Raw genomic sequence first — 21,648 nt, 5'->3', positions numbered from 1 at the left:
CGTTATCGATAGCGCAGTGAACAAGACGCCATAACGTTACCGCTATGGCGTCTGCTTGTGCTTTGTAGTTATTACAGTTTCGCGCTTACCCAGCTTTCAACGCTGGCCAATGCCGCAGGAAGTGCCGCCGCATCCGTACCACCGGCTTGCGCCATGTCCGGACGACCGCCACCTTTGCCACCCACCTGCTGGGCGACCATACCAATCAGTTCCCCTGCTTTGACGCGGTCGGTCACATCCTTAGAGACGCCCGCAATCAGAGAAACCTTACCTTCTGCCACTGTCGCCAGCACGATAACGGTAGAACCAAGCTGGTTCTTGAGATCGTCGACCATAGTGCGCAGCATCTTAGGCTCAACGCCAGCCAGATCGCTGACCAGCAGTTTGACGCCCTTAATGTCTACAGCCTTGCTGGAGAGGTTTGCACTCTCCTGCGCCGCAGCCTGCTCTTTCAGCTGCTGCAGCTCTTTTTCCAGCTGACGCGTGCGATCCAGCGCAACACGCACTTTCTCGCCCAGGTTCTGGCTATCGCCTTTCAGTAGCTGCGCGATGTCGTGCAGCTGATCGCTCTGCGCATGCAGGCTGGCGATTGCGCCTTCACCGGTCACCGCTTCAATACGACGCACACCTGCCGCCGTACCTGATTCGGAAACAATGCGGAACAGGCCGATGTCGCCGGTGCGCGATGCGTGCGTACCGCCACACAGCTCGGTAGAGAAGTCGCCCATGCTCAGCACGCGAACGCGGTCGTCATATTTCTCGCCAAACAGCGCCATCGCACCTTTTTTCTTCGCGTCCTCGAGCTCCATGATGTGGGTCTCGATTGGCAGGTTACGACGGATCTGCGCGTTCACCAGATCTTCCACTGCGCGGATTTCAGACGGTTTCATCGCTTCAAAATGCGAGAAGTCGAAACGCAGCACTTTGTCGTTAACCAGAGAACCTTTCTGTGCAACGTGGGTGCCCAGCACGTCGCGCAGGGCAGCGTGCATCAGGTGGGTTGCAGAGTGGTTCAGACGAATGCGCGCGCGGCGTGCTTCATCAACGTTAGCCTGTACGCCCTCGCCCACTTTCAGAGAACCGGAAACCAGTTTGCCCTGGTGACCAATCGCCTGACCGTATTTCTGGGTGTCGCTGACGCTGAAGCTAAAGCCGTTGCCTTTCAGTTCGCCCTTATCGCCAACCTGGCCGCCGGATTCCGCGTAGAACGGCGTTTTGTCCAGAATGACAACCGCATCCTGACCCGCGCTGATGCTGTCCACGGCTTTACCGTCAACAAACAGGGCGGTCACTTTGCCGGTCAGTTCCAGTGCTTCATAGCCTTTGAATTCTGATGCACCATCAACGCGGATCATCGCGTTATAGTCTGCGCCGAAACCGCTGGATTCACGCGCACGACGGCGCTGTTCTTCCATCGCGGCTTCGAAGCCCGCTTCGTCAACTTTGATGTTGCGCTCGCGGCAGACGTCTGCCGTCAGGTCAACCGGGAAGCCGTAGGTGTCGTACAGGCGGAAAGCGGTTTCGCCATCCAGCGTGTCGCCTTTAAGCTTCGCCAGCTCTTCGTCCAGCAGCGCCAGACCGCGCTCAAGCGTACGCGCAAACTGCTCTTCTTCGGTTTTCAGTACCTGTTCGACCTGCGCCTGCTGGCGTTTCAGCTCATCACCGGCAGCACCCATCACGCCAATCAGTGGCCCAACGAGTTTATAGAAGAAGGTGTCCTTCGCGCCCAGCATGTTGCCGTGACGGATGGCACGACGAATGATACGACGCAGCACGTAGCCACGGTTTTCATTCGACGGGATAACGCCATCGGCAATCAGGAATGCGCAGGAACGAATGTGGTCTGCGATAACGCGCAGCGATTTGTTGCTGAGGTCGGTCGCACCGGTCACTTCTGCGACGGACTTGATCAGCGTGCTGAACAGGTCGATGTCATAGTTGGAGTTAACGTGCTGCAGCACTGCGGCAATACGTTCCAGACCCATACCGGTATCAACGGACGGCTTCGGCAGCGGCTCCATGGTACCGTCAGCCTGTCGGTTGAACTGCATGAAGACGATGTTCCAGATCTCAATGTAGCGGTCGCCATCTTCTTCAGCGCTTCCCGGAGGGCCGCCCCAGATGTGGTCGCCGTGATCGTAGAAGATCTCGGTGCACGGACCGCAAGGACCGGTATCACCCATCTGCCAGAAGTTGTCAGACGCATAAGGTGCGCCTTTATTATCGCCGATGCGAATAATACGTTCGCGCGGGATACCGACTTCTTTTTCCCAGATTTCGAACGCTTCGTCATCGGTTTCGTAAACGGTAACCCACAGACGCTCTTTCGGCAGGTTGAACCAGTTTTCACCGGTCAGCAGTTCCCATGCGTACTGGATAGCATCGTGTTTGAAGTAGTCGCCGAAGCTGAAGTTACCCAGCATTTCGAAGAAAGTATGGTGACGCGCGGTGTAACCGACGTTTTCCAGGTCGTTGTGTTTACCGCCCGCACGCACGCAACGCTGTGAGGTTGTGGCGCGGGAATAATTACGCTTGTCGAGACCAAGGAAAACATCCTTGAACTGGTTCATCCCGGCGTTGGTAAACAGCAGAGTCGGATCATTGTTCGGTACCAGGGAGCTGCTGGCAACAACCTGGTGTCCCTTACTATGGAAAAAGTCGAGAAACGCCTGACGGATCTCAGCGGTGCTCTTGCTCATAATTATCCTGAAATCAAGCTAACGAAATGTCGCAGCAGGTCTGTATCGGTAAACCGTTGGACAGACCAGCTACTGGAAAAAGTGGGAATAAGATAAGTTTTCTTGGGTGGGAAGTAAAATCCCGCATGCGTTCAATCGGCAAAATTACGCCAGATATCCTGAATATCTTCCATCAGAAAGCCGCGGTAGAGCAAAAAGCGTTGGATTTTGACTTTTTCTGAATATTCACGCGGCAGCGGTTCGCCGTATTTCCGAATCGCCTGTTCTTTTGCCAATTCGCACCAGTCGGTATCGCATTCGCGCATCGCTTTTTCAATCGATTCACGGGCAACCCCTTTCTGGTTAAGCTCCTGCCGAATGCGCGCGGGCCCGTATCCTTTGCGGCCACGGCTGGCGAGAAAGCGGGAAGCAAAGCGCTCGTCGTCAAGATAGTGATGCTCATAGCACCAGGCGATCACGCGGTCGTAATCTTCTGCTGTGGCATCAATGTCTTCCGGCCCATTTTTGCTCATCACGGGTGCAGACAGTTTTCGCCGTAACTCTTGTTCGCTGTGGTCACGCACGGCAAGGATGCGCACCGCGCGGTCCAGTAAGCGTGCATACGCGGGTCGACGTGATGTGGATTCACTCATAAAAAACCTGCAGATTCAGAAATGCAAAAAGGGCCGCATCAGCAGCCCTTCATCTTTACACGAGAGACTTAAAAGTCTTCGTTGGTTTCTTCAGCATCCGCGGCGTCCACCACGAAATCAGGTTTGGAGTCCTGGTTATTCAGCAGAAGCTCACGCACCTTCTTCTCAATCTCTTTCGCTGCAGCCGGGTTCTCTTTCAGCCAGGAGATAGCATTCGCTTTACCCTGACCAATCTTGTCACCGTTGTAGCTGTACCATGCGCCCGCTTTTTCAATCAGCTTTTCTTTCACGCCCAGGTCAACCAGCTCGCCGAGGAAGTTGATGCCTTCGCCGTAGAGGATCTGGAACTCAGCCTGTTTAAACGGCGCGGCGATTTTGTTCTTCACAACCTTCACGCGGGTTTCGCTACCGACCACGTTCTCGCCCTCTTTCACCGCGCCGATACGGCGGATATCCAGACGGACAGAGGCGTAGAATTTCAGGGCGTTACCACCGGTAGTAGTTTCCGGGTTACCGAACATCACACCAATTTTCATACGGATCTGGTTGATGAAGATCAGCAGCGTGTTGGACTGCTTCAGGTTACCGGCCAGCTTACGCATCGCCTGGCTCATCATACGTGCCGCGAGGCCCATGTGAGAGTCACCGATTTCACCTTCGATTTCCGCTTTTGGCGTCAGTGCCGCAACGGAGTCTACGATGATCACGTCAACCGCACCAGAACGCGCCAGCGCGTCACAAATTTCCAGTGCCTGCTCGCCGGTATCCGGCTGGGAACACAGCAGGTTGTCGATATCAACACCCAATTTACGGGCATAGACAGGGTCCAGCGCGTGCTCAGCATCGATAAACGCACAGGTTTTACCTTCGCGCTGCGCCGCTGCAACAACCTGCAGGGTCAGGGTGGTTTTACCCGAGGATTCCGGTCCGTAGATTTCTACGATACGGCCCATCGGCAAACCGCCAGCGCCCAGTGCGATATCCAGAGAAAGCGAACCGGTGGAGATAGTTTCCACGTCCATGGAACGGTCTTCACCCAGGCGCATGATGGAGCCTTTACCGAATTGCTTTTCGATCTGGCCCAGTGCTGCCGCCAACGCTTTCTGTTTGTTCTCGTCGATAGCCATTATTACTCCTGTCATGCCGGGAGAAGCGACTGCGCTTCACCGTGGATTTCTGTTCTGTTGGTGCAATTATACTGTATAGTCATACAGTATCAAGTATTTTGTAGAAATTGTTGCCAGAGCGTTTTCAATGCGTATTCCGTTGCCTGCCGACGTACGCTTTCGCGGTCGCCGCTGAAGCACTCCCGGCGGGTGATCCCCTCGCCTTTGGCGGTGGCAAAACCAAACCAGACTGTGCCGACAGGCTTCACGTCGCTGCCGCCATCCGGGCCCGCAATGCCGCTAATGGAAATCGCGTAATCTGCCCGCGCCTCTTTCAGCGCGCCAATGGCCATCTCAATCACCACCGGTTCGCTCACCGCGCCATGCTGTTCGAGCGTCGATTCACGCACGCCAATCATCTGTGCTTTAGCTTCGTTACTGTAGGTCACAAAACCGCGTTCAAACCAGGCGGAACTCCCGGCAATGTCGGTAATCACTTTGGCAACCCAACCGCCAGTACAGGACTCTGCCGTTGTGAGGGTCGCACCACGCTGTTTAAGCGCCAACCCTACCACTTCGCTAAGCTGCATCAATTCATGGTCAGTCATTCTCGCTCCAGGCTTCGGAAAAACGTGCTGCACAAGATAGCACTTTCTCGTTAGATATGGGGATGCGCTTGCGGTTTTACGAGGGAGCTTCAGAAAAAAGCCGATGCAGGCGCACCGGCTCTGGGCATGTTATTTCATGCTGTTCGCAATCGTATCGACATTGTGACGAAACGCCTTAACGTAGGTGTCTGCTACGCCGCCTTTTGACGACAGCGCTTCCGGGTAGAGTTCGCCGCCCGGCTGCGCACCCGTGGCGCTGGCAATCTGTTTCACCAGTCGCGGGTCAAGCTGGTTTTCCATAAACCAGGTTTTTACGCCGTCGGCTTTAATCTGATTAATGATCTCAGCCACCTGCGCCGCACTGGCCTCGCTCTCTGACGACAGCCCCTGCGGGGCCATAAACGTTACGCCGTAGGCGCGGCTGAAATAGCCGAACGCATCATGGCTGGTCAGCACCTTGCGCTTATCCTTCGGGATCGCGCTGAAACGTGTTTTGGTCCAGCTGTCCAGCTGGTTAAGCTGTGCGATATAGGGTTTTCCGGAAGCTTCCAGCGCAGCTTTATCTTCCGGGTCAGCTTTCACCAGCCCGTCCAGAATATTTTGTGCATACAGCGCCCCGTTCGCCGCGCTGTTCCATGCGTGCGGATCGGTCACGGTTTTGCCCTCTTCCTCAAGCGTGTGGGTTTTCACCCCGGTCGACGCCACCACCAGTTGGCCTTTAAATCCTGAGGCCTTCACCAGCCGGTCGAGCCAGCCCTCCAGCCCCAGGCCGTTGACCACAACCACATCGGCCTTATTCAGCGCCGCGCTGTCTTTCGGTGACGGTTCGAAGGTATGCGGGTCGCCGTCCGGCCCTACCAGCGTCGTCACTTTCACGTGGTCTCCTCCCACTTCCTGAGTCATGTCACCCAATATTGAAAAACTGGTCACCACGTTGAGCGTTTTCGCCATCACACCGTGCGACATCATCCCCAGCGCGAGCGCCACAGCTAACCCTGTACGTTTCATCATTTCCCCTTGCGTTAAAAAAGCGCCCGCAGGCTGCCAGCCAGCCTGCTGCGCGTACCAAATAAAACAGAGATAAAGAACAGCGCGCTGGCGGTGAGCACGATGGATGGCCCTGCAGGCAAACTCGCCGCCCAGGAAAGGCTGAGCCCGAGCCACGCACAGAAAATACCGCTGATGCCCGCCATCAATAACAACCCGGGTAACGTGCGTACCCAGCAGCGTGCTGCCACCGCGGGGAGCATCATCAGCCCGACGGCCATCAGCGTGCCAAGCACCTGAAATCCGGCCACCAGATTAAGCACCAGCAGCGCCAGAAACAGTCCATGCAATAAGCCAGGTAACCCGCGAGCATTCACCTGCAGCCAGGCGGTATCAAAGGCCTCTGTCACCAGCCCGCGATAGAAAATCGCCAGCGTGATAAGCGTGACGATGCATACGCCGGTGACGAACAGCGCGGCGTCGTTGTCAACCGCAAGAATGGAGCCAAACAGCAGATGCAGTAGATCGACGTTCGAGCCGCGCAGCGAGACCAGCGTGACGCCCAGCGCCAGCGACCCAAGATAGAAACCGGCAAAGCTGGCATCTTCTTTGAGCGGCGTGCGGCGGCTGACCAGACCGGCCACCAGCGCCACGGTAATTCCCGCGATAAAACCGCCAATACTCATCGCCAGCAGCGACATTCCGCTGAGCAAATACCCCACGGCGACACCCGGCAAAATGGCGTGAGAAAGCGCATCCCCCATCAGGCTCATCCGACGCAGTTGAAGAAACACGCCGAGCGCGGTGGTACTGACGGAGAGCGCCAGGCAAACCACCAGCGCGCGGCGCATAAACCCGTATTCGATAAACGGCTGGAAAAATGTATGCCAGATCATGCCACCCTCACCCGTTCGGTTTTCCACTGGGGAACGTCAGCATCCAGCCGTAAGGTTTGCGGGAAGTGGCGCGACACGCGCTCGCTGTCGTGTAAAACCGCGAGCAGCGTTTGCCCCTGCATATACATCTCCAGCATCAGGTCCATCAGCACGTTGCAGGTGGCTTCATCGACCCCGGTAAAGGGCTCATCCAGCATCACCAGCGGCGCCTGCTGCACCAGGACGCGTGCAAACAGCATGCGCTGAAACTGTCCGCCGGAGAGTTCATCGATGGTGGATAACGCCATGGATCCCAGCCCGACGCGCTCAAGCGCGCTGGCAATCCGCAACCGCGTCTCGCGACGAAAACCGGTAAAAAGCGATATGCGCGGCCAGCAGCCCATGCTTACCACGTCCTGTACGGTCAGCGGAAACTGTGCCTCCAGCGCGTGACGCTGTGCCAGCCAGCCGATTACCGGGCGCTTACCCTGCCAGCGGAAGCCGCCGCTGACTGGAGGAATAAACCCCGCCAGCGTTTTCAGCAGCGTCGATTTCCCGCAGCCGTTAGCGCCGATAATGGCGGTCATGCTCCCCCGTTCGATCCCCCCCGAAAGAGGATGCGTAACGGGCTGGCGGTCATAGCCCGCGACCAGTTCGTTCATCACGATCATGGCAATGCCACCGCCCAGCGCACGGCCAGCCCGATAAAGACAACAAGCACCAGCGCCAGCAACAGCCGAACCAGAGCAGACAGAGAAAAAAGGGACGTTGACATTTTGACACCAAATTAAATGTTATAACATAACAATAATGAAAGGCGGTTAAGATGTAAATGGCGGGTTTGAAAAGGGAGTGTGGCGAAATGTTTCTGCAAAATTCCCCTCTCCCGTGGGAGAGGGTCAGGGTGAGGGTATCAGGCCGCACCGTGCATGCAGCCATGCCGGGTGGCGACGTTGCCTTACCCGGCCTACCCGTCAGAATAACTTACTGACTAAACGGTGACGCCGCCGGGACGCGGGCCTGAGACACCGCCAGCCCCAGCTGCCACACCGCCATTGCGTAGTGGGTACTGTGGTTATAACGGGTAATGGTGTAGAAGTTCGGCATGCCGTACCAGTACTGATACCCGGTTCCCACGTCCAGACGCAGCAGGCTCACCTGCTCGACATTGCCCAGCGGCTGCGTTGGCGTTAAGCCTGCCGCCGTCAGCTGTGCAACGCTGTATTTAGTTTTGAAGCCGTTTTCCAGACCAAACGCCTCGCCGTTTGCCTGCACCGCAACTTGCCCACCCGGCGTCCAGCCGTGCGCTTTGAAGTAGTTCGCCACGCTGCCGATGGCATCCACCGGATCCCACAGGTTGATGTGACCATCACCGTTAAAGTCGACGGCATATTGCTTATAGGAAGACGGCATAAACTGACCGTAACCCATCGCACCGGCAAACGACCCTTTCAGATCCAGCGGGTCGTCCTGTTCGCTGCGCGCCATCAGCAGGAAGGTTTCCAACTCGGAAGAGAAGTACTCCGCGCGACGCGGGTAGTTAAAGGAGAGCGTCGCCAGCGCGTCCAGGATGCGGGTTTTACCCATCACTCGGCCCCAGCGGGTTTCCACGCCGATAATCCCGACGATGATTTCAGGCGGTACGCCGTACACCTGCCACGCGCGGTTGAGCGCATCTTCATACTGATTCCAGAACACCACGCCGTTTTGCACGTTGTCCGGGGTAATAAACTGTTTGCGATAGCGCAGCCACGCGCCGTTTGGCCCGGTCGGCACCTGTGCCGTCGGTGCCTGGCGGTCCATCAGGCGCAGCACGTAATCCAGACGCTTGGCCTGCGACAAAATTTCGTGCAGCTGCTGTCTGTCAAAGCCGTGTTTGCTCACCATTTTATCGATGAACTGTTCGGCCGCCGGGTTATTGGCGAAGTCGCCGCCCATCTGCATCATATTATGCTGCGGCTCCAGCAGGAATCCTCCGGAAGGCGCACCCGCCGTTTGCTGAACGGCTTCGGTCTTAGGTTTGCTACTACAGGCAGACAGCAGAATAAGCGCAGGCAACAGCGCTGCATAACGACGCTTGAACATGAGACATCCATTTAACGGGTTCGATAAGAACCCAGTATGGTAAAGCATCCGCAACACCTCAAGGAAGCGGTACGCACTCCCCCAACGCAAATCCGCGTTTTTTTCCACCGAAAACCATTGACCTCATCAATAAACTTTCAAAATAATCTATTTTTCTTTCATTGTGAGATCTGACTAACACTTTAAAACCTTTCAAAGTGATTATTATTAGCCTGTCAGACAAAAACAAAAAAGCCCCACAGGAGAGAAGAATGATAGAAACCATCACCCACGGCGCCGAGTGGTTCATCGGGCTGTTTCAGAAAGGCGGAGAAGTGTTCACCGGTATGGTGACCGGGATCCTGCCCCTGCTGATCAGCCTGCTGGTGATCATGAACGCGCTGATCAACTTTATCGGCCAGCAGCGCATTGAACGCTTCGCCCAGCGCTGTGCCGGGAATCCGCTGTCCCGCTACCTGGTATTACCGTTCATCGGCACCTTCGTGTTCTGTAACCCGATGACCTTAAGCCTCGGTCGCTTCATGCCGGAAAAGTACAAGCCGAGCTATTACGCCGCCGCCTCCTACAGCTGCCACTCCATGAACGGCCTGTTCCCGCACATTAACCCCGGAGAGCTGTTTGTCTATCTCGGGATCGCCAGCGGTCTCACCACCCTTGGCCTGCCGCTCGGCCCGCTGGCGGTGAGCTATCTGCTGGTCGGCCTGGTCACCAACTTCTTCCGCGGCTGGGTGACGGACCTCACCACCACCATTTTTGAGAAAAAAATGGGCATCCAGCTTGAACAGAAAGTCCATCTTTCAGGAGCCACAGCATGAACCGGATCCGCATTGAGAAAGGCACGGGCGGCTGGGGCGGCCCGCTGGAGTTCGACGCCACCGAAGGCAAAAAGATCGTTTACATCACCGCGGGCACGCGCCCGGCGATCGTTGACAGGCTGCGCGAGCTGACCGGCTGGGAAGCGGTCGACGGCTTTAAGGAAGGCGAACCGCCGGAGGCGGAAATCGGTGTGGCGGTGATCGACTGCGGCGGCACGCTGCGCTGCGGTATCTATCCGAAGCGCCGAATTCCGACGGTGAATATTCACTCCACCGGAAAATCCGGCCCGCTGGCGCAGTACATCCTTGAGGACATTTACGTCTCTGGCGTGAAAGAGGACAACATCACGCTGGTGAATGGGACGCCTGCACCGCAAAAAGCGGCCCCGCGCGAGTACGACACCAGCAAGAAAATCACCGAGCAGAGCGACGGCCTGCTGGCGAAGGTCGGGATGGGCATGGGGTCCGCTGTGGCGGTGCTGTTCCAGTCCGGGCGCGACACCATCGACACGGTACTGAAAACCATCCTGCCCTTTATGGCGTTCGTCTCGGCGCTGATCGGCATCATCATGGCGTCCGGCCTGGGCGACTGGATTGCCCACGGCCTCGCCCCACTCGCCAGCCACCCGCTCGGGCTGGTCACGCTGGCGCTGATCTGCTCCTTCCCGCTGCTGTCGCCGTTCCTCGGCCCGGGCGCGGTGATTGCCCAGGTCATCGGCGTGCTGATTGGCGTGCAGATTGGTCTGGGGAACATCCCTCCGCACCTCGCCCTGCCCGCCCTGTTTGCCATTAACGCCCAGGCAGCGTGCGACTTTATCCCCGTTGGGTTGTCGCTGGCCGAAGCGCGCCAGGACACCGTGCGCGTAGGCGTGCCGTCCGTGCTGGTTAGCCGCTTCCTGACGGGCGCACCGACGGTGCTGATTGCCTGGTTTGTCTCCGGCTTTATTTATCAATAAGAGGTTCCTGCGATGACCGTGATTTACCAGACCACCATTACCCGCATCGGTCAGAGCGCAGCCGACGCGCTGAACGACCAGATGCTGATCACCTTCCGCGAAGGCGCCCCGGCAGATATCGAAGAGTTTTGTTTTATCCACTGCCACGGCGAGCTGAACGGTGAGCTGAAGGCAGGAAGCCAGCTGGAGCTGGGCGAAGCGCGCTATGCCGTCACCGCCGTTGGCGACGTGGCCGAGCAAAACCTGCGCGAGCTGGGCCACATCACCCTGCGTTTCGACGGCCAGCCGCAGGCGGAGTATCCCGGAACGGTTCACGTCGCGGGCCCGGTTCCGCAGGCTGTCACCCCAGGCTGCACGTTAAAATTTGTTGCGTAATTAAGGAGATACACATGAGTCAGGTTGCCGTTGTCATTGGTGGGGGACAAACCTTAGGCGAGTTCCTCTGCCGTGGGCTTGCCGCAGAAGGTTACCGCGTGGCGGTAGTGGACATTCAGAGTGAAAAAGCCGCCCGCGTAGCGGATACCATCAACACCGAGTTTGGCGAAGGGATGGCGTATGGCTTTGGTGCCGACGCCACCAGCGAGCAGAGCGTGATGGCGCTGGCCCGCGGCGTGGACGAGATTTTTGGGCGTACCGATCTGCTGGTCTACAGCGCGGGAATTGCGAAAGCGGCCTTTATCAGCGATTTCGCGCTGGGGGATTTTGACCGCTCGCTGCAGGTAAACCTGGTGGGCTATTTCCTCTGCGCCCGCGAGTTTTCCCGTCTGATGATCCGCGACGGCATTCAGGGACGCATCATTCAGATCAACTCAAAATCAGGGAAAGTGGGCAGCAAGCACAACTCCGGCTACAGCGCGGCGAAGTTTGGCGGCGTGGGGCTGACGCAGTCTCTGGCGCTGGATCTGGCCGAATACGGGATTACCGTTCACTCGCTGATGCTGGGCAACCTGCTGAAATCGCCGATGTTCCAGTCCCTGCTGCCGCAGTACGCCACCAAGCTTGGCATCAAAGCGGAAGAGGTGGAGCAGTACTACATCGATAAAGTGCCGCTGAAGCGCGGGTGCGACTATCAGGACGTGCTGAACATGCTGCTGTTTTACGCCAGCCCGAAAGCGTCTTACTGCACCGGGCAGTCGATTAACGTCACCGGCGGGCAGGTAATGTTCTGAGTTCATTCCCCGGTGGCGCTGCGCTTACCGGGGCTACAATCCCCGTAGGCCGGGTAAGGCGCAGCCGCCACCCGGCAGTTAAGGAGCCATTATGGTCACCGCACTCATCACCGTTGCCGCCCTCGCCTGGATCTGCCAGATGGCGTTTGGCGGCTGGCAGATCCACCAGTTTAACCGCGCGTTTGACGCCCTGTGTCAGAAAGGCCGCGTGGGCGTCGGACGTTCCGGCGGACGCTTCAAACCGCGCGTGGTCGTCGCCGTTGCGCTGGACGAAAACAATAACGTCTGCGATTCGCTCATCATGCGCGGCATGACCGTCTTCGCCCGGCCGGTGAAAATCCAGGCAATCAACGGCATTTCGCTGCAGGAATTACGGCCTGATGTGATCTTTCCCCATGATCCACTCTGTCAGAATGCACTATCATTAGCGCTTAATCTGAAACATGGATAATTTCGTTGTGAAAGCTATAGACTTGCGAAATTATCATTTCGCAACCTAAGGAACGAAGCGCCTATGAAACCTCGTCAGCGGCAGGCGGCCATTCTCGAACATCTGCAAAAGCAGGGAAAATGTTCGGTAGAGGATCTGGCCCACTACTTTGACACCACCGGCACGACAATACGCAAGGACCTGGTATTGCTCGAAAACTCTGGCGCCGTCATTCGAACCTACGGCGGCGTGGTGCTCAATAAGGACGAAGCGGACCCGCCTATCGATCACAAAACGCTGATCAATACCCACCAGAAAGCGCTCATTGCCGAAGCTGCCGTAAAATTTATCCAGGACGGTGATTCCATCATTCTGGATGCAGGCAGTACCGTCCTGCAGATGATCCCGTTGCTCAGCCGCTTTAACAACATCACGGTGATGACCAACAGCCTGCACATCGTCAACGCCCTGTCGGAGTTCGACAGCGAGCAGACCATCCTGATGCCCGGCGGCACCTTCCGCAAAAAATCGGCGTCGTTTCACGGCCAGCTGGCGGAGAATGCCTTCGACCACTTCAGCTTTGATAAACTCTTTATGGGCACCGACGGCATCGACCTGAACGCGGGCGTTACGACGTTCAACGAGGTGTTCAGCGTCAGTAAAGCGATGTGCAACGCCGCGCGGGAAGTGATTTTGATGGCAGACTCGTCGAAGTTTGGCCGCAAAAGCCCCAACATTGTCTGTAGCCTTGAAAGCGTTGATAAGCTGATTACCGACGCGGGTATCGACCCGGCGTTCAAGAAAGCGCTGGAAGAGAAAGGAATCGACGTGATCGTAACCGGAGAAAGAGATGAGTGATTTTCTGTTAGAAACGGGCCGCCAGACGCTGATGCTGGAACTGCAGGAAGCCAGCCGCCTGCCGGAACGTCTGGGCGAGGATTTTGTCCGCGCGGCCAACACCATTATCCACTGCGAAGGCAAAGTGATCGTGGCGGGCATCGGTAAATCTGGCCATATCGGCAAAAAGATTGCCGCGACGCTCGCCAGCACCGGCACCCCGGCGTTCTTTGTGCATCCGGCAGAAGCGCTGCATGGCGATCTCGGGATGATTGAAAGCCGCGACGTGATGCTGTTTATCTCCTACTCCGGTTCGGCCAAAGAGCTGGACCTGATTATTCCACGCCTGCAGGAAAAATCGGTCGCCTTGCTGGCGATGACCGGGAAATCCCGTTCGCCGCTGGCGCTGGCCGCCAAAGCGACGCTGGATATTTCCGTTGAGCGTGAAGCCTGTCCGATGCACCTCGCCCCGACCTCCAGCACCGTTAACACCCTGATGATGGGCGACGCGCTGGCCATGGCGGTGATGCAGGCGCGCGGCTTTAACGAAGAAGATTTCGCCCGTTCGCATCCGGCAGGTGCGCTCGGCGCACGCCTGCTCAACAAGGTTCACCACCTGATGCGCACCGACGATGCCATTCCGCAGGTCAAACTCGATACCAGCGTCATGGACGCGATGCTGGAGCTCAGCCGCACCGGTCTGGGGCTGGTTGCGGTCTGCGATGACAACGGGAGCGTCAAGGGCGTGTTCACCGACGGCGACCTGCGCCGCTGGCTGGTGGGCGGCGGCAGGCTGGAAACAAAAGTGTCGGACGCCATGACCAAAGGCGGACTGACGCTCAACGCCGAGAGCCGCGCCATTGAAGCCAAAGAGGTGCTGATGAAGCGCAAAATCACCGCCGCTCCGGTGGTGGATGATGCCGGCAGGCTGTGCGGTGCTATCAACCTGCAGGATTTTTATCAGGCCGGAATTATCTAGCCCTTCAGTCCCAGACGCTTCGCCAGCCTGTGCAGGTTGGCGACGTCCATCTCCAGCGCCCGCGCGCACGCCGCCCAGCTGCGGTTATTCTGGTCCAGCGCGCGGGTAATCATCTGACGCTGAAACGCCTCCGTGGCTTCACGCAGATTTTCATTCGCTATCTCTGGTGCCGCCTGCGCGACAGCCGGTGCGGTTTCATCCTGAAACGCAAAATGCCGCGCGTGGATCACTACCTCGTCACCCGAGCGCGTCGCCCGCGCCAGCACCACCGCGCGGTGGATCGCATGCTCCAGCTCGCGTACGTTGCCTGGCCAGCCGTAGCTCAGCAGATGCGACCTCGCCCCCGGGCTCAGCACCACGCGGGAAAGCCCCATCCTGAGACGGCACTGCTCGCAGAAAAAGCCCGCCAGCAGCACCACGTCGTCCCCGCGCTCGCGCAGCGGCGGCACCGTAAGCGGGAACACGCTCAGGCGGTGGAACAGGTCAGCGCGGAAGTTCCCGGCCAGTACCTCTTCACGCAGGTCGCGGTTGGTGGCCGCCAGCACGCGCACGTCCACTCTGTGACTGCGATCATCCCCCACGCGCTGGATGTCGCCGTACTGCAGGACGCGCAGCAGCTTGGCCTGCAGCGACAGCGACAGCTCGCCAATTTCATCCAGAAACAGCGTGCCGTTATCGGCCATTTCGAACTTGCCGCTGCGGTTGCTGATGGCCCCGGTAAACGCCCCTTTTACGTGACCAAACAGCTCGCTTTCCGCCACGCTTTCCGGCAGCGCGGCACAGTTGAGGTACACCAGCGGGTTCACCGCGCGCGGCGAGGCTTCGTGAATAGACTTCGCCACCAGCTCCTTACCGGTGCCGGTTTCCCCGAAGATCAGCACGTTTAAATCTGAGGCGGCAACAATCTCAATCTCTTTTTTGAGCTGCGCCATGCCCGGAGAAAGGCCGATCATCTCCGTGTGCGTTACCTGTTCAAACGCCGCCGGGCTGCCGGGAAGAATGTTCTGGCTCTCCAGCTGTTCAATCAGCAGGGCATTGTTCAGCGCCCCAGCGGCCAGGGCGGCAATCAGGCGCAGCTCTTCGTCGCTAAAGGTGTCGAACTGGTCCGGCGACAGGCCGTCGAGGGTCAGTGCTCCGATCAGATTTTGTCCGGCAAACAGCGGCAGGCCGATACAGGCGTGCACCTTCAGGCTCTCCTGTCCGGGAATAAGCCCGTCGTACGGGTCGGGCAAGTCGCTGTCCGCCGGGAAGCGCACCACGTCACCCGCGCGGGCGATAGTTTCCAGACGCGGATGGCCTTCAAGGGTAAAACGCCGTCCGAGCACGTCCTTCGCCAGCCCGTCGATAGCCAGCGGAATAAACTGCCGCCCTTCATAGCGCAGCAGCGCCGAGGCGTCACACGCCAGCACGTGGCGCAGCGTGGAGATCAGCCGCTGAAAGCGGTCCTGATGGCCGATACCGGTTTGCAGCTCAATGGCGATCTTCGCCAGCACGTCGACGGAAAAGCTCATAGTGACCTCGCTGTCATTTTGACAATACATGTTGTCATATTGACACTGATTTTAATAGTCATAATGACTACCCTTTACGGATTATAAGAATTTTTATCAAACAAAATCAATATATTAAAAGTTGGCACGCAACTTGATATAGGCAAACCATCTTATTTGAAAATGCTGTATTACGTAGAGGTTGCTATGTCTATTCTGGTTAAAAATAACATTCATTGGGTCGGTCAACGTGACTGGGAAGTGCGCGATTTCCACGGGACGGAATACAAAACGCTGCGCGGCAGCAGCTACAACAGCTATCTCATCCGCGAAGGAAAAAACGTGCTGATCGATACCGTCGATCACAAGTTCAGCCGCGAGTTCGTGCAGAACCTGCGCAGTGAAATCGACCTGGACGCCATCGACTACATCATCATCAATCATGCGGAAGAAGATCACGCCGGCGCGCTGACCGAGCTGATGTCTTACATTCCGAACACGCCGATCTACTGCACCACCAACGCCATCGACTCGATCAACGGCCACCACCACCATCCGGAGTGGAACTTCCATACCGTGAAAACCGGCGACGCGCTGGATATCGGCAACGGCAAACAGCTGATCTTCGTGGAAACCCCGATGCTGCACTGGCCGGACAGCATGATGACCTACATGACCGGCGACGCGGTGCTGTTCAGCAACGACGCCTTCGGCCAGCACTACTGCGACGAGCGCCTGTTCAACGACGAAGTGGACCAGACCGAGCTGTTCGAGCAGTGCCAACGCTACTACGCCAACATCCTGACGCCGTTCAGCCGCCTGGTGACGCCAAAAATTAGCGAAATCCTCGGCTTTAACCTGCCGGTGGACATGATTGCCACCTCCCACGGCGTGGTGTGGCGTGAGAACCCGACCCAGATCGTCGAGCTGTACCTGAAGTGGGCGGCGGACTATCAGGAAGACCGCATCACGATCTTCTACGACACCATGTCCAACAACACCCGCATGATGGCGGACGCCATTGCCCAGGGCATCAACGAAGTTGACCCGAACGTGGCGGTGAAAATCTTCAACGTGGCGCGCAGCGATAAGAACGAGGTGTTGACCAACGTGTTCCGCTCTAAGGGCGTGCTGGTGGGCACCTCCACCATGAACAACGTAATGATGCCGAAAATTGCCGGCCTTGTGGAAGAGATGACCGGCCTGCGTTTTCGCAACAAGCGCGCCAGCGCCTTTGGCTCCCACGGCTGGAGCGGCGGCGCGGTAGACCGTCTGTCTACGCGTCTGCAGGATGCCGGTTTCGAAATGTCCCTGAGCCTGAAGGCGAAATGGCGTCCGGATATCGACGCCCTGGAGATCTGTCGCCAACATGGCCGCGACATTGCCCGTCAGTGGGCGCTCGCTCCGCTGCCGGAAGAGACGGCAAAACCAACCGAACAGCAGGAAGCCTGCGCCTGTGCCGCCGCGGCAGCCGCCGATCTCGGCCCGCGCATGCAGTGCAGCGTCTGCCAGTGGATTTACGATCCTGAACTGGGCGAACCGCTGCAGGATGTTGCCCCGGGCACGCCGTGGCGAGACGTGCCGGACAACTTCCTCTGCCCGGAATGTTCACTCGGTAAGGACGTCTTTGACGAACTGGGTACGGAGGCAAAATGAGCAACGGTATCGTCATCATCGGCTCGGGCTTTGCCGCCCGCCAGCTGGTGAAAAACATCCGCAAGCAGGATGCCAGCGTGCCGCTGACGGTGATTGCCGCCGACAGCATGGACGAGTACAACAAGCCTGATTTAAGCCACGTCATTAGCCAGAATCAGCGCGCCGAAGACCTCACCCGCCAGACGGCGGGGGAGTTCGCAGAGCAGTTTAACCTGCGTCTGTTCCCGTACACCTGGGTCACCGATATCGACGCCGATGCCCGCGTAGTGAAAGCAAAAGAGAAAACCTGGCAGTACGACAAGCTGGTGCTGGCCACAGGTGCCTCTGCCTTTGTGCCGCCGATTGAAGGCCGCGAGCTGATGATCACCCTCAACAGCCAGCAGGAGTACCAGGCCAGCGAAACGGGGCTTCGCGACGCTCAGCGGGTAATGATTGTCGGCGGCGGGCTGATCGGCACCGAGCTGGCGATGGATTTCTGCCGGGCGGGCAAATCCGTCACCCTGGTTGACCACGCGGCGAGCATTCTGTCGGCGCTGATGCCCGCAGAAGTAAGCAGTCGCTTGCAGCATCGCCTGACCGACATGGGCGTGCATCTGCTGTTGAAATCGCAGCTGCACAGCCTGAGCAAAACCGAAGGCGGCATTCGTGCCACGCTCGACCGCAGCCGCAGCGTTGAGGTGGACGTGGTTATTGCGGCGACGGGCCTGCGCCCGGAAACCTCGCTGGCGCATCGTGCAGGGGCAGAAACAGGCCGTGGTGTGAAGGTAAATAGCTATCTGCAGACCACGCAGCCGGATATTTACGCCCTGGGCGACTGCGCTGAAATTAACGGTCAGGTGCTGCCTTTTTTACAGCCAATTCAATTAAGCGCGATGTATCTGGCGAAAAACCTGCTCGGCGGCAGCGCGCCGCTGAAATTACCTGCCATGCTGATTAAAGTCAAAACGCCGGAATTACCGCTGCACCTTGCCGGTGAAACGCAGCGTCAGGATCTGAACTGGCAAATTACCCTCGAACCGCAGGGAATGGTCGCACGCGGTGCCGATAATGAGGGTCAACTACGCGCTTTTGTCGTCAGTGAAGACCGAATGAAGGAGGCTTTCGCTCTGCTGAAACTGTTACCTACCTGACCCTCTTTTTGCCGGGTGGCGCTTCGCTTACCCGGCCTACAGCATGACCACGCTTACTTAACCTTTGGATTTAATTATCCACCACCCCGATGTCCCGGGGCTTTTTTTTACGCATTCTATTCATCAAATAAATGCAAAGCAGGTATATCATCGCTATCAATCCCTTATTTATTATTTCCATTAATACTTAAATGCGGAACAGGTGAAAAACATCACCCTGTTTTATTATTCGCCGCTGGACTAGTCTGATAATTAATTAATCAGGCGGAGACAAATCATGGCGACTTTTAATACCGAACTCAAATATCTTTCTCGTTATTTCAAAGAAGCGAAGCATGCTGAGCACATTTTATTTCGCTGGCTTTATTTGAGCCCGGAGGCGCGCATTGAGCGTCTGCGCGAGCTGATGATGCCGGTCAGTGAACCTGAGCGGTGATTGCCGGGCAAAACCGGAACACTTTACGTATACCAGCACTTTTTCTTCCGCAAAAAAAACCTACACTCTCAGCATCCCTTTTTCACCGGTATGCCGCTATGCGCCAGCTTCAGAAAATCCGTCAGTATCAACGGCTTTATCAGCACTACGGCGCAGCGCCAGCGTCCACGACTATCGCGGAAGTCGCGGAGGTTGCGCTGTGCAGCGAACGTCATGCGCGCACCCTGCTGCGCCAGCTCGCGCAAAGCGGCTGGCTAAGCTGGGACGCGCAGCCGGGGCGCGGGCACCGTGCCACCCTGCACTGCCTGACAACCACCAGCGAACTGAGCGCGCCGCTGATGCACGCCTGTCTGGAAAAAGGCGATTACCAGAGCGCGCTGCAGCTGGCCGACGGCGATCCGGCCAGCCTGCACCACATCATCACCCCGTTTTTAGGCGGCAAATGGCTTAAGCACCAGCCGACGCTGCGCATTCCGTGGTATCGCCCGCTGACCTCGCTGCATCCTGCCCTTCAGCGTCGCCGCGCCGAACAGCATATTATCTGCGCGGTTCACGCCGGTCTGACACGCTATGCACCCGGTAACGCGCAGCCGGTAGCAGATTTAGCCCATCACTGGGATGCCTCCGAAGACACGCTTCGCTGGCGCTTTTACCTGCGCAGCGGCGCGCACTGGCATAACGGTCAGGCCATCAGCGACGAAGATATTCTCAGCGCGATGCAGCAGGTGCTGGACGATCCGGCGCGCAGCGCGGGGCTCGCGCACGTTCAAACGGTGTCGCTTGTCGCTCCCTGGTGCCTGGAGATTGCGCTGAACGTGCCCGATGCCATGCTGGCGCATCGTCTCGCGCATCACGCCTGTCGTCTGCCGCACCCGCAGCAGCCTGATATCGGCGCGGGCCCTTTTGCGATTGCCCATCACCACTCGCATTACCTGCGCCTTGAGCGTCAGCCCTGGTACTTTGCCGCGCACCCGCTGCTGCACGCGATTGAGTTCTGGCGCACCCGCAGCGAGGCGGAAAAAACCGCGTGGATCACCGTGGGTAAAGGCGACAATGCCCGGGAGGCCGTCACCTCCACCAGCGGCGGGTTTGCCTGGCTGATGCTGAACGCCGGGCTGCCGCAGCCGCTGGCCGCGTGGCTGCGTCAGGAGATTCAGCACATTAACCAGCAGCACCTCCGCCGGGAGGATGTCGATACCCGCACGGAGATCCTGCCCGGCATCACAACGCCCGCGTTTGCGGATGCCCCCGACGTGGCGCTCCCCGCGGCCCTTTCTCTGATCTGTTACGACACGCCGGGGCTGTGCGATCTGGCCAGCATGCTGCAAACGCGCCTGAAAAAGCGCGGCTGTGACGTTAACATCCAGCGGAAAGACCGCGAGGCGTGGCATGCGCCCGACGCGCTGGCGCAGGGAGATATCTTGCTGGGGGATTATCTGGCGGGTGAAGTACCGGTATTTGCACTGGCAGAGTGGTTTACTGAAGAGCCAGCGTGGGCCGCCGCGCTGGGGCAGACCGCCTGGCAAAAAGAAAAGCAGACACTGATGACATACTGCGAAAGCGAGGAGACGCTAAAATCACACCTGCCCGCTTTCTTTCAGCACCTGCTGGAAAGCGGCGCCTGCACGCCGCTGTTCCACTACCGCTATCGTCTTAACACCCTCGAAAACGTGCAGGACATTGTGCTGACCGCCAGCGGCTGGCTTGATTTTACCCGCGCCTGGCTGCCGCCGGTTCAGGAACGCACGACCAGCGCGTCGTAGCCGCGCCAGCGGTAGTTGACCATGGAGATCAGCCAGCAGGCAACGAAAAGCCCGACCACCACAAACCCGGCGTTGCCCAGATTATCGTTTACCGCACCAATCAGATCCCAGACGCCGCCGCTGAGGGCGAATTTGTCCATCAGCAGGCCCAGCGCTTCCAGCCCGCCGATAAACAGCGCCACCACCACGGAGGTGCCGGTGATGGTCATGTTGTAGTAGAGCTTGCGCTGCGGCTTGTTAAACGCCCAGCCGTAGGCACCGACCATCAGCAGGTTGTCGAGGGTATCCACCAGCGCCATGCCGCTGGCGAAGAGCGCCGGGAAGATCATGATTGACCACACCGACATCCCGCTGGAGGCGCTGGCAGCAGAGATCCCCAGCACGCCAATCTCGGTGGCCGTGTCAAAGCCGAGGCCAAACAGGAAACCAACCAGGTACATCTGCCAGCTTTTATTCACCAGGCGGAAGGTTTTGCCGAACAGCCAGTTCATAACGCCGCCCTGGGCAGGTAGCGTGATATCGCCCTGCACTGGCCTGCCGTGTTTCAGCGCCTGAAAACTGCGCCAGACGCCGCGCAGGATCACCATGTTCACCAGCGCCATCGCCAGCAGGAAGGTCGCCGACACCGCCGTGCCAATCAGGCTGCCAGTTTCGTGGAACCATTCCATGTTTTTCTGAAACGCCGTCGCGGTAGCGGCGATGGCAATCGAGGCCAGCACCACGATGGTGGAGTGCCCCAGCGAGAACCACGCCCCGACGCCGGACGGGCGTTTACCCTGCTGCATCATCTTACGCGTCACGGTATCAATGGCCGCGATGTGGTCGGCGTCCACCGCGTGACGCAGCCCGTAGCACCACGCCAGCAGGCTGGCGGCCATCAGCGCCGTGCTGCCGCTAAAGGCGTGCCATGCCCATCCCCAGGCCAGCAGGTTTGCCATTACCAGAGCCAGCAGCAGAAGCGCGGCGCGAGGTTCATTGCGTAAGAGTCGTAACAT

General features: G+C 58.1%; 21 protein-coding genes. 11 read left to right on the top strand and 10 right to left on the bottom strand.

Annotation, left to right across the window (positions count from 1 at the left end):
* Positions 1–71: 71 nt before the first annotated feature.
* The 8 genes from alaS to mltB form a co-directional block, all read right to left on the bottom strand.
* On the bottom strand, positions 72–2,699 hold the full coding sequence (gene alaS / locus KW829_RS14055; RefSeq protein ID WP_089601274.1) for an alanine--tRNA ligase: 2,628 nt from the start codon (positions 2,697–2,699) through the stop codon (positions 72–74).
* 131 nt (positions 2,700–2,830) lie between these two features.
* Entirely contained in the window at positions 2,831–3,331 is a 501-nt protein-coding gene (gene recX / locus KW829_RS14050; RefSeq protein ID WP_218308442.1) for a recombination regulator RecX, read from the bottom strand.
* A 68-nt stretch (positions 3,332–3,399) separates the two neighbouring features.
* Positions 3,400–4,458, bottom strand: a complete 1,059-nt coding sequence (gene recA / locus KW829_RS14045) for a recombinase RecA (protein ID WP_028014189.1) — start codon at positions 4,456–4,458, stop codon at positions 3,400–3,402.
* A gap of 89 nt (positions 4,459–4,547) precedes the next feature.
* Complete coding sequence (pncC, locus tag KW829_RS14040; RefSeq protein ID WP_042713547.1) at positions 4,548–5,045, bottom strand: nicotinamide-nucleotide amidase; 498 nt, start codon at positions 5,043–5,045, stop codon at positions 4,548–4,550.
* A gap of 129 nt (positions 5,046–5,174) precedes the next feature.
* Complete coding sequence (locus KW829_RS14035) at positions 5,175–6,053, bottom strand: metal ABC transporter substrate-binding protein (protein WP_108416416.1); 879 nt, start codon at positions 6,051–6,053, stop codon at positions 5,175–5,177.
* A gap of 14 nt (positions 6,054–6,067) precedes the next feature.
* On the bottom strand, positions 6,068–6,928 hold the full coding sequence (locus tag KW829_RS14030; RefSeq protein ID WP_010434409.1) for a metal ABC transporter permease: 861 nt from the start codon (positions 6,926–6,928) through the stop codon (positions 6,068–6,070).
* Complete coding sequence (locus KW829_RS14025) at positions 6,925–7,578, bottom strand: metal ABC transporter ATP-binding protein (RefSeq protein WP_218308441.1); 654 nt, start codon at positions 7,576–7,578, stop codon at positions 6,925–6,927. The genes KW829_RS14030 and KW829_RS14025 overlap by 4 nt, the downstream gene beginning before the upstream one ends.
* Positions 7,579–7,891: 313 nt before the next feature.
* Complete coding sequence (gene mltB / locus KW829_RS14020; RefSeq protein ID WP_174340992.1) at positions 7,892–8,992, bottom strand: lytic murein transglycosylase B; 1,101 nt, start codon at positions 8,990–8,992, stop codon at positions 7,892–7,894.
* Between the two features lie 251 nt (positions 8,993–9,243).
* Between mltB and srlA the strand changes: the two genes are divergently transcribed.
* The 7 genes from srlA to gutQ all read left to right on the top strand — a co-directional run bounded on the left by srlA (position 9,244) and on the right by gutQ (position 14,178).
* On the top strand, positions 9,244–9,807 hold the full coding sequence (srlA, locus tag KW829_RS14015; protein ID WP_010434421.1) for a PTS glucitol/sorbitol transporter subunit IIC: 564 nt from the start codon (positions 9,244–9,246) through the stop codon (positions 9,805–9,807).
* Positions 9,804–10,763, top strand: coding sequence for a PTS glucitol/sorbitol transporter subunit IIB (locus KW829_RS14010; protein ID WP_063144185.1), 960 nt, complete (start codon positions 9,804–9,806; stop codon positions 10,761–10,763). The genes srlA and KW829_RS14010 overlap by 4 nt, the downstream gene beginning before the upstream one ends.
* A 12-nt stretch (positions 10,764–10,775) precedes the next feature.
* Positions 10,776–11,138 carry a PTS glucitol/sorbitol transporter subunit IIA gene (gene srlB / locus KW829_RS14005; RefSeq protein WP_089601265.1) on the top strand — a complete coding sequence of 121 codons (363 nt, stop codon included), beginning with the start codon at positions 10,776–10,778 and terminating at the stop codon, positions 11,136–11,138.
* 14 nt (positions 11,139–11,152) lie between these two features.
* Positions 11,153–11,932 (top strand): sorbitol-6-phosphate dehydrogenase, encoded by a 780-nt coding sequence (srlD, locus tag KW829_RS14000; RefSeq protein ID WP_047348067.1) that lies wholly within the window; start codon positions 11,153–11,155, stop codon positions 11,930–11,932.
* A 91-nt stretch (positions 11,933–12,023) separates the two neighbouring features.
* Positions 12,024–12,383: a transcriptional regulator GutM gene (gene gutM / locus KW829_RS13995; protein WP_045286053.1), complete on the top strand. Its 360-nt coding sequence runs from the start codon at positions 12,024–12,026 to the stop codon at positions 12,381–12,383.
* A 63-nt stretch (positions 12,384–12,446) separates the two neighbouring features.
* Positions 12,447–13,220, top strand: coding sequence for a DNA-binding transcriptional repressor (locus KW829_RS13990; RefSeq protein ID WP_010434430.1), 774 nt, complete (start codon positions 12,447–12,449; stop codon positions 13,218–13,220).
* A complete protein-coding gene (gene gutQ, locus KW829_RS13985) occupies positions 13,213–14,178 on the top strand; it encodes an arabinose-5-phosphate isomerase GutQ (RefSeq protein ID WP_042717136.1) in 966 nt (321 codons plus the stop codon). Before KW829_RS13990 ends, gutQ begins: the two co-directional genes overlap by 8 nt.
* Here gutQ and norR read toward each other — a convergent pair.
* Positions 14,175–15,689 carry a nitric oxide reductase transcriptional regulator NorR gene (norR, locus tag KW829_RS13980; RefSeq protein ID WP_089601263.1) on the bottom strand — a complete coding sequence of 505 codons (1,515 nt, stop codon included), beginning with the start codon at positions 15,687–15,689 and terminating at the stop codon, positions 14,175–14,177. The two genes, gutQ and norR, sit on opposite strands and share 4 nt — an antisense overlap.
* 186 nt (positions 15,690–15,875) lie before the next feature.
* Between norR and norV the strand changes: the two genes are divergently transcribed.
* The 4 genes from norV (at position 15,876) to KW829_RS13960 (ending at position 20,653) form a co-directional block, all read left to right on the top strand.
* The gene (gene norV, locus KW829_RS13975) at positions 15,876–17,324 is read left to right on the top strand and encodes an anaerobic nitric oxide reductase flavorubredoxin (RefSeq protein WP_218308440.1); all 1,449 of its coding nucleotides are present in this window, start codon (positions 15,876–15,878) and stop codon (positions 17,322–17,324) included.
* A complete protein-coding gene (norW, locus tag KW829_RS13970) occupies positions 17,321–18,454 on the top strand; it encodes an NADH:flavorubredoxin reductase NorW (protein ID WP_218308439.1) in 1,134 nt (377 codons plus the stop codon). Before norV ends, norW begins: the two co-directional genes overlap by 4 nt.
* 277 nt (positions 18,455–18,731) lie before the next feature.
* Entirely contained in the window at positions 18,732–18,890 is a 159-nt protein-coding gene (locus KW829_RS13965) for a hypothetical protein (RefSeq protein WP_010434440.1), read from the top strand.
* A gap of 98 nt (positions 18,891–18,988) precedes the next feature.
* Positions 18,989–20,653, top strand: a complete 1,665-nt coding sequence (locus tag KW829_RS13960) for an SgrR family transcriptional regulator (protein WP_218308438.1) — start codon at positions 18,989–18,991, stop codon at positions 20,651–20,653.
* Here KW829_RS13960 and KW829_RS13955 read toward each other — a convergent pair.
* On the bottom strand, positions 20,626–21,648 hold the full coding sequence (locus KW829_RS13955; protein WP_010434446.1) for a HoxN/HupN/NixA family nickel/cobalt transporter: 1,023 nt from the start codon (positions 21,646–21,648) through the stop codon (positions 20,626–20,628). The genes KW829_RS13960 and KW829_RS13955 overlap by 28 nt on opposite strands.

Origin of the sequence: Enterobacter sp. ENT02, assembly GCF_019219165.1 — a bacterium.
Lineage (GTDB): Bacteria > Pseudomonadota > Gammaproteobacteria > Enterobacterales > Enterobacteriaceae > Enterobacter > Enterobacter mori.
Note: the sequence above shows the minus strand (reverse complement) of the source record. Positions and strands in the feature narration are given on the sequence as shown.

What these genes read in the sequence shown, in the direction of transcription:
- norR (WP_089601263.1), bottom strand. Translation starts at nt 15,689, where the DNA reads ATGAGCTTTTCCGTCGACGTGCTGGCGAAGATCGCCATTGAGCTGCAA.
- KW829_RS14010 (WP_063144185.1), top strand. Translation starts at nt 9,804, where the DNA reads ATGAACCGGATCCGCATTGAGAAAGGCACGGGCGGCTGGGGCGGCCCG.
- norW (WP_218308439.1), top strand. Translation starts at nt 17,321, where the DNA reads ATGAGCAACGGTATCGTCATCATCGGCTCGGGCTTTGCCGCCCGCCAG.
- mltB (WP_174340992.1), bottom strand. Translation starts at nt 8,992, where the DNA reads ATGTTCAAGCGTCGTTATGCAGCGCTGTTGCCTGCGCTTATTCTGCTG.
- KW829_RS13990 (WP_010434430.1), top strand. Translation starts at nt 12,447, where the DNA reads ATGAAACCTCGTCAGCGGCAGGCGGCCATTCTCGAACATCTGCAAAAG.
- gutM (WP_045286053.1), top strand. Translation starts at nt 12,024, where the DNA reads ATGGTCACCGCACTCATCACCGTTGCCGCCCTCGCCTGGATCTGCCAG.
- KW829_RS13960 (WP_218308438.1), top strand. Translation starts at nt 18,989, where the DNA reads ATGCGCCAGCTTCAGAAAATCCGTCAGTATCAACGGCTTTATCAGCAC.
- pncC (WP_042713547.1), bottom strand. Translation starts at nt 5,045, where the DNA reads ATGACTGACCATGAATTGATGCAGCTTAGCGAAGTGGTAGGGTTGGCG.
- norV (WP_218308440.1), top strand. Translation starts at nt 15,876, where the DNA reads ATGTCTATTCTGGTTAAAAATAACATTCATTGGGTCGGTCAACGTGAC.
- recA (WP_028014189.1), bottom strand. Translation starts at nt 4,458, where the DNA reads ATGGCTATCGACGAGAACAAACAGAAAGCGTTGGCGGCAGCACTGGGC.
- KW829_RS14025 (WP_218308441.1), bottom strand. Translation starts at nt 7,578, where the DNA reads ATGATCGTGATGAACGAACTGGTCGCGGGCTATGACCGCCAGCCCGTT.
- alaS (WP_089601274.1), bottom strand. Translation starts at nt 2,699, where the DNA reads ATGAGCAAGAGCACCGCTGAGATCCGTCAGGCGTTTCTCGACTTTTTC.
- KW829_RS14030 (WP_010434409.1), bottom strand. Translation starts at nt 6,928, where the DNA reads ATGATCTGGCATACATTTTTCCAGCCGTTTATCGAATACGGGTTTATG.
- gutQ (WP_042717136.1), top strand. Translation starts at nt 13,213, where the DNA reads ATGAGTGATTTTCTGTTAGAAACGGGCCGCCAGACGCTGATGCTGGAA.
- KW829_RS13965 (WP_010434440.1), top strand. Translation starts at nt 18,732, where the DNA reads ATGGCGACTTTTAATACCGAACTCAAATATCTTTCTCGTTATTTCAAA.
- srlA (WP_010434421.1), top strand. Translation starts at nt 9,244, where the DNA reads ATGATAGAAACCATCACCCACGGCGCCGAGTGGTTCATCGGGCTGTTT.
- KW829_RS13955 (WP_010434446.1), bottom strand. Translation starts at nt 21,648, where the DNA reads ATGTTACGACTCTTACGCAATGAACCTCGCGCCGCGCTTCTGCTGCTG.
- srlB (WP_089601265.1), top strand. Translation starts at nt 10,776, where the DNA reads ATGACCGTGATTTACCAGACCACCATTACCCGCATCGGTCAGAGCGCA.
- recX (WP_218308442.1), bottom strand. Translation starts at nt 3,331, where the DNA reads ATGAGTGAATCCACATCACGTCGACCCGCGTATGCACGCTTACTGGAC.
- KW829_RS14035 (WP_108416416.1), bottom strand. Translation starts at nt 6,053, where the DNA reads ATGAAACGTACAGGGTTAGCTGTGGCGCTCGCGCTGGGGATGATGTCG.
- srlD (WP_047348067.1), top strand. Translation starts at nt 11,153, where the DNA reads ATGAGTCAGGTTGCCGTTGTCATTGGTGGGGGACAAACCTTAGGCGAG.